The organism is Sphingorhabdus sp. EL138, assembly GCF_945890115.1.
Classification (GTDB): Bacteria; Pseudomonadota; Alphaproteobacteria; order Sphingomonadales; family Sphingomonadaceae; genus Sphingorhabdus_B.
Map to the genome: position 1 here is coordinate 37090 of NZ_CAMDCK010000009.1, position 14216 is coordinate 51305.

The following is a 14216-nucleotide window of genomic DNA, read 5'->3' on the forward strand; positions in this document are numbered from 1 at the left end:
AACTTTATGTCGGTTATCCGCACTTTTTTCGGATAGCATCGATATTGCCCCTGAACCTGTAAGCGTCTATTGAGTGAGTTTGCGGCCAAATTAGGGTGACAGGGCGACCATAAGTTGAAACTTCTAACTGCCACTGACCGCTATATCTTCCGGCTTGTAATGTTGCCGCTGCTTGCGACCCTCGCAATTGCCGCATCATTATTGCTGCTGGAAAAAATGCTAAACCTGTTTGACTTCGTTGCGGCAGAGGGCGGACCGGTCAGCGTCGTTTGGCGCATGCTTGCCAACCTTATGCCTGAATATCTTTCCTTGGGCATCCCAATCGGCCTCCTGCTTGGCATCTTGCTGGCGTTCCGCCGATTGGCAACATCCTCAGAACTCGACATTTTTCGTGCGGTGGGCATGAGCTATTTTCGCCTGTTGCGCGTTCCGTTCATGCTTGCAATCGCGCTTGCCGCCGTCAATTTCGCTATTGTTGGCTTTATTCAACCAAGTTCGCGCTATTTGTACGAAGAACTACGCTTTGAACTGCGTTCAGGTGCTTTTGGCGCGAAAGTGCGGGTGGGGGAATTTAACAATGTCGGCAAGAACCTGACCGTCCGAATTGATGAGAGCCGCAATAATGGCAATGCGCTGTCGGGCCTATTTGTTTTTGCGCAAAGCAACAGCGGGCAGACCATTGCAGTGACCGCAGAGCAAGGACAGTTTCTGCGGACCGATGACCCTGACACGATCTTACTACGGCTCGAAAAAGGAACGCTGATTCATGATGCGCCCAGTTATGGATCGCCGCGGGTGTTAAGTTTTACCAGTCATGACATTCCCATTCCGTTGCCAAAGATCGAAAATTTTCGCACGCGCGGTGGCAAGGATCGCGAATATCTGATCACTGAACTGATCCAAATTGGCTTGGATGCCCAGAAACCGGAGCTTGATCGCAACCGGGCTTGGGCAAATTTTCACTTCCGTTTGGTGGAAGTCGCCATGATGCTCTTGCTGCCGTTGCTGGCACTGGCATTGGCGATACCGCCAAAGCGGTCAACGTCGGCGCTTGGGGTTTTTCTATCCATCGTCATGGTGGTGACCTATCACAAGATCAACGAATATGCCGAAGGCGTTGGCGGGATGGGTATCGTTGACCCCTTCATTGCCTTGTGGCTGCCATTTTTGCTGTTTGCAGCTCTGATCCTGTGGATGTACCATATTATAGCGCATGTGCCGGGCGGACAGCCGATTGGTGCGCTAGAGGTTTTTGCTACAAAAAGCGGCAAATGGGTCAAGCGCATATTCCGGTTTGGTCGAAAATCGCGGTTGGCGACCTTTGGTATGCCCGCGCCATCTGCGGAGACATAGGCCATGCATTTTTTCCCGTCGCGCAACATCACAATATATATGGCAAAGCTGTTCATCATTCGCAGCTTTGCCGTGCTGATCATGCTCGTTCTGATATTGATGACACTGGATTTGCTGGGTGAAAGCGGCAAGATTTTGGCGGTTCCCGGGAATGACCAAGGCGACGTGCTGCACTATGTTTCGATGCGCGCACCGCAGATTATTGCCAGATTTCTGCCGTTTTCCGTGCTGCTGGGCACCCTCATCACTTTTGCCGGGCTCAGCCAGAACAGCGAAGTGGTGGCGATGAAGGCGGCTGGATTATCTGCGCATCAGATTTTGGCACCGATGTTCGTCGCCAGCCTTGGTGTTGCGGTGATATCCTTTGCCTTTAACGATGCCGTCGTTGCGCCCAACACCGCGCAATTAAAAGTGTGGCAGAAAGCGGAATATGGGGCGCTGGCACCCGATGGCAACGCCCGCAATAATATATGGGTGCGTGAGGGCGATGACCTTATCAACGCAGGCAACGTCCTTGGTTCTGGAGATGACACAGTGCTGGAGGACGTCCGCATATATTTGCGTGCCAACGGCGGATTACGACAAGTCATCACCGCCACCCGTGCGCGCTACATCGGTGATGCTTGGCAACTTGAAGAAACAAAATCGTTCAACGTGGCGACAACAACCGGAACGACGGCAGATAGCCTCATCATCGGCAAAGGTATCACGCCTGACAGGTTCAATGTGGTGAAAGTCGACGGCGACAGCCTTGCCTTCTTGCCTCTTATGCGCGCGATCGACGATCTCAAGGCCGCTGAACGCCGCACGGATAATCTCGAAGGCATATTATGGCACAAGCTATCCGGCCCCTTGTCAACATTGTTGATGCCGTTGCTGGGCGCCGTTGCGGCCTTTGGTCTTGCCCGATCCGGCGCGCTCTTTTTGCGCGCGGTCATCGGCATGGCTTTGGGCTTTACCTATTTTGTCGCGGATAACTTCGCTTTGGCAATGGGCAATCTCGGCGCTTATCCACCATGGATTGCGGCATGGGGGCCGTTTTTGCTGTTCTTCTTGATAGGCGAGACGGTTTTAGTCCGCACGGAAGAATGATGGCCGCAGGTCGTACAAGGTTTCAGGGATAATATATGATAGACATCAAAATTCGCTCCGTTGCGACAAAAGCTGACAAGCAAGCGTTTGTCGACCTGCCTTTTCGCTTATACGCTAGCGACCCGAACTGGGTGCCACCTCTAAAAAGTGACGTCATGGCAACGATCACGCCGGGTAAAAACCCATGGTTCGAACATGGCGAAGCGCAGCTTTTTCTAGCGGAGCGGGATGGACATATTGTTGGCCGCATTTCGGCGCATTTGGACTATCTCGCTTTGGCGCAGCCTCCGGAACAGGGCATGGGGCCGGGTGTCGGCAATTGGGGATTTTTCGAAGCCGAAGATGCCGATGTTGCAAAAGTGTTGATTGAAACAGCGGAAGGCTGGCTGCGTGACAAAAAAATGGTCCGCGCGCTTGGGCCATTGAGCCTCTCGATCTGGGAAGAGCCGGGATTATTGGTGCAAGGCCATGATCACCCCCCGACCATGCTGATGGGCCATCATAGCCCGGCATATGGCGCGTGGATAGAGGCGGCGGGCTATGCCGGCGTCAAAGACCTGTATACCTATCACATACCGATTGATGTGCCATTGCCGCCTTTGGTGCAACGTATCGTCGCATCGGGTGAACGCAATGAGCGGATTGTCATTCGGAAGGTCAATAAGGCCAATTTTGATGCCGAGGCAGCCATCATATTGTCAATATTGAACGATGCATGGAGTGGTAATTGGGGCTTTGTGCCCATCACGGATGCAGAAGTGGTCCATACCGGTAAGCAGCTTAAACCCGTCGTGTTTAACGATTTGATCCGCATTGCCGAGGTCGACGGAGAACCCGTGGCATTCATGATGACATGGCCCGATATCAACGAAAAAATCGGCAGTTTCAGGGGATCATTATTCCCGTTCAACTGGGCTAGACTGCTTTGGTGGCTTCGCGCCCCCAAGGTGCGCAGCATGCGCGTGCCATTGATGGGCGTAGTCAAGAAATTGCAGGCAACACGATTGGCTAGCCAATTGGCGTTTATGCTGGTCGCCTATATTCGCGATGCTTCGACGCGCAAATTTGGTGCCACGCGTGGCGAATTCGGTTGGGTTCTGGACGACAATGGCCCGATGCGTTCGGTGGGCGAGGCCATGGAGGGTGAGGTCAATAAAGTATATCGCATTTACGCAAAGCCGTTGTGATCTCGCGCCCAGGAATTTTATCCCCAAGCGGCGATAAAGGCTGACAAGTGGGCATCATCCGGGCTTATCGGAACAAGACATGTGCGTAGTGTCGATTGCATGGCATGCGCATCCGCGTTGGCAATTGATCGTTGCCGGAAACCGCGACGAATTTCACGCCCGGTCAGCAGCGCCTTTGGGGCCATGGGCAGATGATCCGTCCATTATTGCTGGCCGCGATAACTTATCGCAAGGGACATGGATGGGGGTGAGCCACACAGGGCGTTTCGGCGTGGTCACCAATATCCGGAACCCAGAGGGGCCGGATCCGCAGAAGGCGTCACGTGGTGCGCTGGTCACGGACTGGCTCACGCGCGGCGCGTATCCTGACAATTTGGACAAATTCAACCCGTTCAGTCTGATGATTGGTGACCAACATGGTCTGCAATATATATCAAACCGTCCGGCGGACGTCAGCGCCTCGTTGACGCATGGCGTGCATGGCCTTTCCAATGCGGTGCAGGACGAACGCTGGCCGCGCAAAGAGAGATTGAACCGTGCGCTAAAGGGCTGGCTTGATGGCGGCGCAGCAGACCCCAAGACTTTATTTGGCATCTTGGGTGACGCTCATGTCAACGATGTGGACGCGCATCCGATATTCATCCGCAACGCAGTCTATGGCACACGCTGCAGCACCATATTGGCGGTCGGGCGTGACGGTGTTGGACGCATTATGGAGCGGCGCTTTGATAGCGCTGGGAATAGCCTTGGGGACAGCGCCGAAGCTTTCCATTGGGCAAGCTTAGACTCTTGGGGGTAAAGCCTTCGCTCTGCGCCTATCGACCGCGCGGCCTAACGTCTGATAACGTCGCCCACAGTGACGACCAGCATGACGATCGCAAATGATGTGAGCATGCCTGCGAAAATGGCGACGGCGGGAATTTGAAATACGTCCATGTCAGCTTCCTTCAGTTAAGAAAGTCGTTATGGCGTACAAAGTTCCGTCAGGCTTTGATCTGGGTCAAATGTCCGATGATCGCGCGTATCGGCAAATCACCGTAAATATGGGGGAAAAGCGCACCGCCGCGTGACGGCTCCCATTTGATCACATCTTTCAGCGCTGTTAAATCCACCTCGGCGATGACCAATCCATCCTGACCAGCAAAATGCTTGTCCAACGTGCCCTGAAGCTGATCTTGCGTCGACAGATGGATATAGCCATCCGCCAGATCGACAGGGGCGCCCTGAAAGATACCGTCAGCCTCAAATTGCGCCCATTGCGCAGCGGTCAGGATTTTGAAAGCGGTGGGTGGCTGCGGCATGTGTTCCATGCGGCATCCATGTCCAAATCGGACCATGAGGGCAAGCCGGTTTGTGGTCGACGCAAAGCGTGCCTATAATATTTCAGCATTTTTGCCGTTTTATATTCATGAAACTATCTGCGCCGCTTCGACATTGGCCAGAATGATTTTGACCGTAAAATGAACGTTGACCGCCATCAGGCCCTCATTGGCCTCGGCGTGCGCTTTTAATCCTTCGGCACTGCCATCTGGCTAAGCGCTAGAACACAACCGCCGGGCGAAACCCCGGCGGTTTTTGTGCACGGAAATCTGCAACCCGACTGCTCCAAATCCGACATAACCCACCGCGACTTTAACCAATTGTTGAGCCTAACATGTAAAACATGGTATCATCCGGCGGCAATGTCCGAACGTAGGTGGTGTTTACGAAGCAATGCGTAACACCCCGGTGTGCGGGCACTGCCGTCATACGCAAAGGTCCAGTGCTCATATGACTCGGTTTTTCTCGCTGACGCTGATGCTGTCGGCTGCCATTTTTTGGGGCGTCTGGACGCTATCCGGCACAGCCCCGGTTGGCGGCGTCGCTGCTTTGGCCGCAAGCGCCCCCGACACCGAAACCGCCGCATTTGGCCTCTGCAAAAGCGGCGGGGGCACGAACTGCGTCGTGGATGGGGATACGATCTGGTATCGCGGTAGCAAGATTCGCATCGCCGATATCGATACCCCCGAAACGCATCAACCCCGCTGCGCGGCGGAGGCGGCGCTTGGTGCCGCAGCAACACGGCGGCTGCATGAACTTGTCAATGCCGGTCCGTTCACCCTGCAAAGCATCAACCGCGACGAAGATCGCTATGGCCGCAAATTGCGCATCCTGACGCGCGGTGGGGAAAGCCTGGGCGATATATTGGTCGAAGAAGGGCTTGCGCGTTATTATGAAGGCGGCCGACGCAGCTGGTGCTGAACAGCTTTATCGCCGCCCCAGACGGGCGCGGTTCGTCATAAACAGACCGCCGCCAGCACAGCGGCACAGACGTGCAGTATCGCGATCTTGTGCAGGTGGCTGGAAAAGGGCTGCTTGCGCGTCTTGTGCCGGAATACCGCGCGACCAGCATATGCGCCGATGGTTCCCTCAAAAAACGCCCATGTCAGCAACGCCCCTTCCGACACACGGTCGGACCCCGCCCGAGCGCGGAGTTTATCGACGCCGAACAGCAGGAACGTCCACAGGTTGATCAGCGCAAACAGGCCAAGCGTATTGGGGAGGGTGAGGAGGGGCATGCGTGATATGCTGGTGGGTTAGTGTGTATTGATAGCTGGAATAAGGCGCACACGCCAGAGCGGCACCAATGAGCGCATTGCGGTAATTCCTATTAAATCGAAATTAGTAAACTTTTTCTAGAATCATAAATTCAGGATTTGTTAAGCAACAATCGTTTCATCAGACTGTTTCTCTAGTTGTTCAAGGGGCGATCCAGACACCAGTTCGATTTGATACGGCTCTGTAAAAATTTCCTCAAAAGACAACCCGTTTATCCCCTTGACGCATGTTGATGGTGCAAACTCACTAATGCCCGAGTTGAGCATAGCCAATACAACTCTTAATTTGGCGGGTTTGGGGATTCTGGAGGCAAGTGGGCCGTGTATTCACTCATGTTAGTTATTCTTACTTTTAACGAACCCAACCTGACTTCGTCATCACCTAAGTATGCCCTCACCGTAATCATACAGGGTTCGGTGATAATAAGGGGCGACATTCGCACAATATGACTGAGTTCAATAAACACCATGCTGTGTTCGTCGATTGGTGCTGGCAGTAAGTCTCTCTGACAGGCTGGTACATCGTAATCAAAAGAAGAAAGCACTTTAGCCTCTCCATCCGAACCGAACATGGATACAACGACCTTTAAGCTATATGAATCGTCGTTTGGTTTGTTTCGAAAAGAGACAACAGCATACAACTGTGGAAGCGATAATGGAGCTTCACCATAAGCTGTAAGTTCGCCACCATAAACACCAACTATAGTAACTTTCCCACCGATTTCTTTCCTTACGTCATCGCAAAAAATGACGTAGCCCCCTGGAACGCTGGGCTGAAGGATCATGATGCGAAAACCCTAGGGCCGTTAAACGTGCTTGCTGTGTTGATCCGCGGCGTTTCGTCGATTGTGCTCGGGCAAGAAGTGGTGAGCGCTTGCGTTTGTTCGCCGGACGGGGTGTAAATTTTGCCGTCCGTTCGGTCATAAACAGAAACTCGAATTTCAAGATCAAGCGCGTTGGCAATGTCCGAAACTGTATTTGCGGTCCAGTTTGGAGAGTTTGCAAACCAGCGTGAGACTACCGATTTATCAACTTTCAGTGCGTCCGAAAGTTGCTTCATCTTAAACGCGGATTTTCTCTTTTTCCTCGCTTGGATTACCGCCCAGAACATGCTGACTAGTGATGACCGATAAAAAAACCGATCATATTCAGCGAGCATTTCAGTGTCTTTATTTTCAGTCATAGTCATTGTCCAAATCAATGTGCTGCGGTCCAAAATAATCCTCAAAATTATTGGACCGCATAGGCGGAATACCTCCGGTAACTTCGTCCCATGTGTCAATCACTCTTGCCGCAACAGCAGCGTATGAAACTTTTGCAATCTCCTCGCGGGAAGCAATAACAGTGCCTACAAAAATATTGCGGTCCACAAATCGCCCTAAAAGCCTTCCTTGTCCCAGTTTCGGCTTCCTAAAAGCCATGATCCATACCTCATCGGTATCAACCATCCGCTTGAAATCTGCCCTCTTATCCATTGCCCCAGATACAGTAACCATATGTCCGCTTCTAAAACGGCCAAAAGTGAGTTCGGCAGTAGTTCGCGGGAAATACGGTTCTTTGGTGTCCAAAAACGCTCTAACCTCTTCTGTTACGAATACCCGTCTAACCACGTTTGGCGTTGCGCGCAGGCCGAAGCGCTCGACAAGCGTGGTTCGCTTCAATCGTTCAATAGATAGGGATGTTGCGTTAAAAGTCAACTAACGGATGCCTCGATTCGTCGCAGAGTGACACAATTACCTTGCTTTTGAAATCGTAAGCGACGTGCTAATAATCGATTATGGAAACACCAATTACATTATCAGAGGCTCTGGCGTCGGGCCAACTAGAGGCCTTTATTAGCCAAGCAGAAGCGGAAGGCATCGGCCCTGCTGATCGCGCTCAATTCGAGAAAATGGTGAGGCGCGTCACAGCGCCCCAACAAGAAGATCAAACATCCCATTTACCCGCTGGCGATTGTTTGCCCGAAACGTGAACTCGCTCAGATAGCGTTCCATGTGCTTGGCGCTAACTTGAACGTGAGTTGACCGGATAGACGCCTTAAACAGTCTCCAGAAGCCTTCCACAGTGTTTACATGGAACGTCTGGTTAGTCCGGTAGTCATAATAGGCATATTCTTTCTGGCCGTGCTTTACGGTGCCGTGCTTGTAACCATCGCCAGTGAGTAAATTGTAGCTGTAAAGTTCATCGGTCGAGACAAACGAACCGGCTTCCACGTTTTGCAGAACAACATCGCGCAGCGTGTCTTTCTTCACGTTGGGAATGACCGTTGCCTTCATCTGGCCGTCACGTGAAGCCAGACCCATAACGATAGTCTTGTTTGGAGCGCCACGACCGCGCTTGCCGACCGATGTGCGACCGCCGACATAGGCTTCGTCCAGTTCGACGTGACCGGAAAGCAGGGCGTCAAACGATTGAGCCTTGGCGGTGAGATCGCGGATTTGCTGTCCGATGCGATAGGCAGTCTTATAGGTGACGCCAAGCTGGCGTTGCAGTTCCTTACCCGATACGCCGTGGCGCGTCGTGCAGAACAGATACATAGCATAGAACCAGCTAACCAGTGGGGTTCGCGTATCATGCAGAATTGTACCAGCGGTCGGGTTTACGTGGTGACCGCAAGCGGCGCAGACATAGGTGCGGCGCTTGGCTAGTTTATGGTGGCTGCTTTCCTTGCCGCATGACGTGCAGACAAAGCGCGTTCCACCAAAGCGAACGGCCATGATGTGATCGAGACAGGCATCATCAGTCGGGAAGCGGGCGAAAAATTCGCGGACCGAAAATTCAGGCGATGCAGAGGGCGATTTCTTTTCCATGCCCACTTGTTAGCATCATGTTCTACATGCGTCAAGGGGATAAACGGGAAAGACAATGCAAAATCTTTAGCATCTTTGACGTTGTCAAACACTGGCCAAGTCCGAAGTGCGCTTTTAGAAATGGATTCGGATGCTACGGCTTGAGGCATCAGTTTACATACTTCCTCTACATTGCCTTGTACTGCCGCAACACAGATTCTAAATTGGTCAGAGGAAGCTGTCCAATCTAGCTCCGCAAGAATTTCCTCAGCTAATTCCCTTTTTCCTGCACGAGCATGAGAGTTTGCTAAATTTATATACATCATACGGCGGGTAACTTCATCAGCATCGCAATTTTGTTTACGTAAACAAAAATCCAACAAGTTTCCGGCTAACTTATATCTCCGTTTTACTATCAATTCGTAGCAAGCGCGGTTCATCTTTGTAAATGCTTTTGGGTCTTTCACTCCTAGCTTTTGCCATGCCATAAATGCAAGGGTGACTCCAAATTCAGCTAAGTGATCAACCGCCTTGTGTAGGTATTTTGGATCAAGCTTAAATTTTGATCCTATTTCTATCCCATCAGTAGGATATTTATATTGTCTGCATTTATCTAAATATCTTTGCGTCACATTTCCAGATGCGTGCGCAATTTGATTTCGACGCTCAAATATTTCGAGATAATTGGGAAGCCTTTCGTAGCTTCCCAATATTTTCGTTTCGACTAATTTCTCGATATAATCTATCTGATCATAATGCGAGGTACGAAGAAGCTGCGCAACTTCATTCTCAATTGCTTCATCAAGTAACTTTGAAACATTACCTATTTTAAAAATTTCTCTGTAGGTAATTGTCTTTTCACTTAACTGCACTCTTTCAGGTTTTAATTTGAGTAGTTCAGATATAAAATCACCTATTAAAGAATCATAGCTTGCGACTAGGCTAAGTAGAAGACTCGACGGAAGCGCAGATAAACCGGCAGTTATCTCATTCATTTTTTCAAAGTGTTTAAATACAATTTCCGCACCGTCCTCCGTTAGCCCATAAATCTCTGACGTTTCATCTTTTTCCATGAGGGTGCCATGCTTTTTAGTTGGAGGGAGCACATGCCCCTCTAGCGCTCCTGATGACAGACTGCCTCCCACAATGGTAGTTATCGCTATCAAGTGATGAAATTTAAGTAGCTCTTCTTCAAATCTATCAATAAATTTGCTACAAAGTTGGCCTATTTCTGTTAATTCAAATTCATTTGTTGACGAATTCGATTCATCAACATCTTCTTCATTGTAATATAATGGCCCATTAATGCTTTCTAGCGTAGAGGCTACGCGAAAAGAATTAAACGATTGATCTTTTTTTTCTTTGCTAAATCTGACAAATAAATAATACTCGTTCATTCTCTAGAAACTCCGGAAATTTTTGCGTGCATTCTTAATCCGTCGCAAATCAAGCTGGCCGGAACAAATACCGTCACTTTCGACCACGGGCTCATGGCCTATGACTTTCTTTTGCGGTTGTCGAAGTTGATCCATCGTTAGCCCCCAATGGCTGCGTGCGCTTGTTACACATTTAACATATTGTCAAAAAATATGAAGTCAAACCCGATGTGGCGCTTGTCCACAACGTACCAGTGACTTGACTGCGGCGCGTCTTAAGCCGCTGCCGCACACCCAAATACACGGCGGTGACTGTCAGGCTCCCCACATCCGGATAGAATGCGCACAAAAAACTGCCGCGCCTCTTTGCAGAAGCGCGGCAGGGTGAATGTCTAACGCGATAGCGTATAAATCGGATTATTGAGAAGGCTTACTCTGCAGCAACCCCAGCCGCTTCAAACATGTCCATGCCGTCATTTTCGGCGATGATGACTTCGGCGACGTCTTTCTTCTTACGGTTGTCGAAGCTGTTCCATACTTGGCCCCAATCGCCGCGTGTTGACGCCTTGCTATATTCGGTGGCGCGGGTTTCGAAGAAGTTGGCGTGCTCGACACCGTTCAACAATGGCGCGAGCCATGGCAGCGGGTGGTCTTCGACCATGTAGATGGGTTGAAAACCAAGCTGACCCAGACGCCAATCGGCGATGTAGCGGATGTAGCGTTTGATTTCCTTGGCGGTCATGCCGGGGACTGGGCCCATTTCGAACGCGAGGTCGATGAAATTATCTTCCAGACGGACGACCTTTTGGCAGCAATCGATAATGTCTTCCCGCACCGATTTGGTGAGGCAGCCACGTTCGGCGCAGAATGCGTGGAACAGCTTGGTAATGCCTTCGCAGTGTAAGGACTCGTCGCGGACGGACCAGGATACGATTTGCCCCATGCCCTTCATCTTGTTGAAGCGCGGGAAGTTCATCAGCATCGCGAAGGAGGCGAATAATTGCAGCCCTTCTGTAAAGCCGCCGAACATGGCCAATGTGCGCGCAATGTCTTCGTCACTGTCGACGCCGAATTGGTGGATATAATCGACCTTCGCCGCCATTTCTTCATATTCGAGGAATGCCGAATATTCGGACTCGGGCATGCCGATGGTGTCGAGCAAATGGCTGTAGGCCGCGACATGGACGGTTTCCATGTTGGAAAAGGCAGTCAGCATCATCTTGACTTCAGTCGGCTTGAACACGCGGCCGTAATTTTCGTGGTAGCAATTCTGCACCTCGATATCGGCTTGCGTGAAGAAACGGAAGATTTGCGTCAGCAGATTGCGTTCATGGTCCGACAATTTCTGCGCCCAATCGCGGCAATCTTCGCCCAAGGGCACTTCTTCAGGCAACCAATGGATCTGCTGCTGACGTTTCCAGAAGTCATAGGCCCATGGATATTCAAAGGGCTTGTAGCTGTTGCGGGCTTCTAACAATGACATCTTCTATGCTCCAAATTCTCTTAATTTCTGTTCCCTCACCCCTTGCGGGGGAGGAGGATAACTTACTGACAGGCCAAGCATTCTTCATAATCGGTTTGGGCCGCAAGTTCGATGACGGGTGCTTCAGCGGTATTATCCGCCTCAACCCCGCCTGCAAAACCAGCGCGTTGGATCGACTTCGAACGCAGATAATATAGCGACTTCACGCCCAATTCCCACGCGCGGAAGTGGAGCATGAGAAGGTCCCATTTTTCCACATCGGCAGGGATATAGAGGTTCAGCGACGTTGCTTGGTCGATAAACGGCGTGCGGTCGGCGGCCAGTTCGATCAACCAACGCTGGTCAATTTCGAAGCTGGTTTTGAACGTATCCTTTTCCTCTGGCGTGAGGAAATCGAGATGCTGAACCGATCCGCCCTTTTCCAATATGCTGTTCCAGACATTGGTCGAATCCTTCGACTTTTCCTGCAACAGTTTTTCGAGATAGGGGTTCTTGACAATGAAGCTACCCGACAAGGTTTTGTGCGTGTAGATATTGGCCGGGATTGGCTCAATGCACGCGCTGGTGCCGCCGCAGATGATCGAAATCGACGCCGTTGGCGCAATCGCCATCTTGCAGGAGAAGCGCTCCATCACGCCCATTTCTTCGGCGTCGGGGCAGGCGCCACGTTCATTGGCGAGCATCATCGATGCCTCATCCACTTGTGCGCGGACATGTTTGAAGAACTTCATGTTCCAAGATTTGGCAAGTGCGCTTTCAAAGCCGACGCCGCGGGACTGCAGGAAGCTGTGATAGCCCATGACGCCAAGGCCAATGGAGCGTTCGCGGCTTGCCGAATATTTCGCCCGCGACATTTCGGGCGGCGCACGATCAATGAAATCCTGAAGCACATTGTCGAGCATGCGCATCACATCTTCGATGAAGACCTTATCGCCGTTCCATTCGTCCCATTTTTCAAGGTTGAGCGACGACAGGCAACATACGGCCGTCCGGTCATTGCCCAAATGGTCACGGCCCGTTGGCAAAGTGATTTCCGAACACAAGTTCGATGTCGAAACCTTCAGCCCCAGATCGCGGTGATGCTTGGGCATCGCGTTGTTCACGGTGTCGCTGAAGATGATATAGGGCTCACCGGTTGCAAGGCGGGTTTCCACCAGCTTCTGGAACAAGGAACGGGCATCGATAGTGCTGCGGACTTCGCCTGTCTTGGGGCTGCGCAGGTGGAATTCTTCACCAGCGCGGACGGCTTCCATAAATTCGTCGGACAGCAATACGCCATGGTGCAGGTTCAACGCCTTACGGTTGAAGTCGCCCGATGGTTTACGGATTTCGAGGAATTCTTCGATTTCGGGGTGGCTGACGTCCAGATAACAGGCGGCAGAACCACGACGCAGCGACCCTTGCGAAATCGCAAGTGTCAGGCTGTCCATCACGCGGACAAACGGAATGATGCCGCTGGTCTTGCCATTCAGGCCAACAGGTTCACCAATGCCACGGACATTGCCCCAATAAGTGCCAATGCCGCCGCCGCGCGACGCGAGCCAGACATTTTCGTTCCAAGTGTTGACGATGCCTTCCAAGCTGTCATCGACGGAGTTCAAATAGCAGCTGATCGGTAGACCACGGCCCGTACCGCCGTTGGACAATACGGGCGTTGCCGGCATGAACCATAGACGCGAGATATAGTCATAAAGACGCTGCGCATGTGGTTCGTCATCGGCATAAGCGGACGCAACGCGCGCGAAAAGGTCCTGATAGCTTTCATCGGGCAGCAGATAACGGTCCTGCAACGTGTCCTTGCCGAATTCGGTCAACAAGGCGTCGCGCGCGGAATCAGTGACGACATTGAAACGACGCACGTCAACTGATTTGCTTGACGCTGGCGTCTTGGCTTCAGCGATCTCCGCCTTTGCCGCTTCAGCCACTTTTTCAAGCATATCTGTCATCATTCCTGCGGTCATGTCATCCGCCCCTTGGCCTGTATCCCTGAAATCCATTTTAACCTGTAGCTCCATTCATTGCGGCGACCTGAAACTGGTTGTCGGTTTACCGACATCCAGCGATCAGCTGTATCTTGGCGGGAACCGATGTTCCCATATTGTTCGACTCAGGGCACGAAACTCCCTTGTAGCATTTTTTGACCTTGTCAGGGGGGAGTATTTTGACTTGTCCCCAGCTTATCGATGGGAAAAAGCGCCGCGGCCGATACATTCGTCCGCTGAAGCATAAAGCACAATTGGTGGTAATGCCCCCTGTGGCCAACCGCTACCTATAGTGCCTTATTCGGGCTAAGACGCAAGATGTAAATTGCAATTTCTTGATCTCAATTCGTCGCTAAT

The 14216-nt window shown here is 51.6% G+C and carries 13 protein-coding genes; 5 read left to right on the forward strand and 8 right to left on the reverse strand.

Annotated elements, in window-relative coordinates:
• Window positions 1–114 precede the first annotated feature (114 nt).
• From lptF to Q0O07_RS05765, 4 genes are all read left to right on the forward strand, one after another.
• The gene (lptF, locus tag Q0O07_RS05750; protein WP_295491442.1) at window positions 115–1353 is read left to right on the forward strand and encodes an LPS export ABC transporter permease LptF; all 1239 of its coding nucleotides are present in this window, start codon (window positions 115–117) and stop codon (window positions 1351–1353) included.
• A 3-nt stretch (window positions 1354–1356) separates the two neighbouring features.
• Complete coding sequence (lptG, locus tag Q0O07_RS05755) at window positions 1357–2445, forward strand: LPS export ABC transporter permease LptG (RefSeq protein WP_295491445.1); 1089 nt, start codon at window positions 1357–1359, stop codon at window positions 2443–2445.
• Between the two features lie 35 nt (window positions 2446–2480).
• The gene (locus Q0O07_RS05760) at window positions 2481–3632 is read left to right on the forward strand and encodes an N-acetyltransferase (RefSeq protein WP_295491448.1); all 1152 of its coding nucleotides are present in this window, start codon (window positions 2481–2483) and stop codon (window positions 3630–3632) included.
• 79 nt (window positions 3633–3711) lie between these two features.
• Window positions 3712–4431, forward strand: coding sequence for an NRDE family protein (locus Q0O07_RS05765; protein WP_295491451.1), 720 nt, complete (start codon window positions 3712–3714; stop codon window positions 4429–4431).
• Between the two features lie 184 nt (window positions 4432–4615).
• On the opposite strand, the gene Q0O07_RS05770 is transcribed toward Q0O07_RS05765, so the two are convergent.
• Window positions 4616–4942 carry a DUF952 domain-containing protein gene (locus Q0O07_RS05770; RefSeq protein ID WP_295491454.1) on the reverse strand — a complete coding sequence of 109 codons (327 nt, stop codon included), beginning with the start codon at window positions 4940–4942 and terminating at the stop codon, window positions 4616–4618.
• Between the two features lie 460 nt (window positions 4943–5402).
• Here Q0O07_RS05770 and Q0O07_RS05775 point away from each other — a divergent pair, with 460 nt between their 5' ends.
• Window positions 5403–5873, forward strand: coding sequence for a thermonuclease family protein (locus Q0O07_RS05775; protein WP_295491457.1), 471 nt, complete (start codon window positions 5403–5405; stop codon window positions 5871–5873).
• 35 nt (window positions 5874–5908) lie between these two features.
• On the opposite strand, the gene Q0O07_RS05780 is transcribed toward Q0O07_RS05775, so the two are convergent.
• From Q0O07_RS05780 to Q0O07_RS05810, 7 genes are all read right to left on the reverse strand, one after another.
• Complete coding sequence (locus Q0O07_RS05780; protein ID WP_295491459.1) at window positions 5909–6190, reverse strand: DUF1294 domain-containing protein; 282 nt, start codon at window positions 6188–6190, stop codon at window positions 5909–5911.
• A 320-nt stretch (window positions 6191–6510) separates the two neighbouring features.
• On the reverse strand, window positions 6511–7014 hold the full coding sequence (locus tag Q0O07_RS05785) for a hypothetical protein (protein ID WP_295491461.1): 504 nt from the start codon (window positions 7012–7014) through the stop codon (window positions 6511–6513).
• Complete coding sequence (locus tag Q0O07_RS05790; protein ID WP_295491463.1) at window positions 7011–7412, reverse strand: helix-turn-helix transcriptional regulator; 402 nt, start codon at window positions 7410–7412, stop codon at window positions 7011–7013. Before Q0O07_RS05790 ends, Q0O07_RS05785 begins: the two co-directional genes overlap by 4 nt.
• The gene (locus Q0O07_RS05795; protein ID WP_295491466.1) at window positions 7405–7926 is read right to left on the reverse strand and encodes a hypothetical protein; all 522 of its coding nucleotides are present in this window, start codon (window positions 7924–7926) and stop codon (window positions 7405–7407) included. Before Q0O07_RS05795 ends, Q0O07_RS05790 begins: the two co-directional genes overlap by 8 nt.
• 207 nt (window positions 7927–8133) lie before the next feature.
• Window positions 8134–9039, reverse strand: coding sequence for an IS1595 family transposase (locus tag Q0O07_RS05800; protein ID WP_295491469.1), 906 nt, complete (start codon window positions 9037–9039; stop codon window positions 8134–8136).
• A gap of 1785 nt (window positions 9040–10824) precedes the next feature.
• Complete coding sequence (locus tag Q0O07_RS05805; RefSeq protein WP_295491472.1) at window positions 10825–11877, reverse strand: ribonucleotide-diphosphate reductase subunit beta; 1053 nt, start codon at window positions 11875–11877, stop codon at window positions 10825–10827.
• 62 nt (window positions 11878–11939) lie between these two features.
• Window positions 11940–13874 (reverse strand): ribonucleoside-diphosphate reductase subunit alpha, encoded by a 1935-nt coding sequence (locus tag Q0O07_RS05810; RefSeq protein ID WP_295491475.1) that lies wholly within the window; start codon window positions 13872–13874, stop codon window positions 11940–11942.
• Window positions 13875–14216: the final 342 nt, after the last annotated feature.

Bases quoted from the DNA above. Each gene is read 5' to 3' on its own strand.
- Q0O07_RS05760 (WP_295491448.1), top strand. From the start codon at position 2,481: ATGATAGACATCAAAATTCGCTCCGTTGCGACAAAAGCTGACAAGCAA.
- lptG (WP_295491445.1), top strand. From the start codon at position 1,357: ATGCATTTTTTCCCGTCGCGCAACATCACAATATATATGGCAAAGCTG.
- Q0O07_RS05800 (WP_295491469.1), bottom strand. From the start codon at position 9,039: ATGGAAAAGAAATCGCCCTCTGCATCGCCTGAATTTTCGGTCCGCGAA.
- Q0O07_RS05765 (WP_295491451.1), top strand. From the start codon at position 3,712: ATGTGCGTAGTGTCGATTGCATGGCATGCGCATCCGCGTTGGCAATTG.
- Q0O07_RS05770 (WP_295491454.1), bottom strand. From the start codon at position 4,942: ATGGAACACATGCCGCAGCCACCCACCGCTTTCAAAATCCTGACCGCT.
- Q0O07_RS05775 (WP_295491457.1), top strand. From the start codon at position 5,403: ATGACTCGGTTTTTCTCGCTGACGCTGATGCTGTCGGCTGCCATTTTT.
- Q0O07_RS05805 (WP_295491472.1), bottom strand. From the start codon at position 11,877: ATGTCATTGTTAGAAGCCCGCAACAGCTACAAGCCCTTTGAATATCCA.
- Q0O07_RS05790 (WP_295491463.1), bottom strand. From the start codon at position 7,412: ATGACTGAAAATAAAGACACTGAAATGCTCGCTGAATATGATCGGTTT.
- Q0O07_RS05810 (WP_295491475.1), bottom strand. From the start codon at position 13,874: ATGGATTTCAGGGATACAGGCCAAGGGGCGGATGACATGACCGCAGGA.
- Q0O07_RS05780 (WP_295491459.1), bottom strand. From the start codon at position 6,190: ATGCCCCTCCTCACCCTCCCCAATACGCTTGGCCTGTTTGCGCTGATC.
- Q0O07_RS05785 (WP_295491461.1), bottom strand. From the start codon at position 7,014: ATGATCCTTCAGCCCAGCGTTCCAGGGGGCTACGTCATTTTTTGCGAT.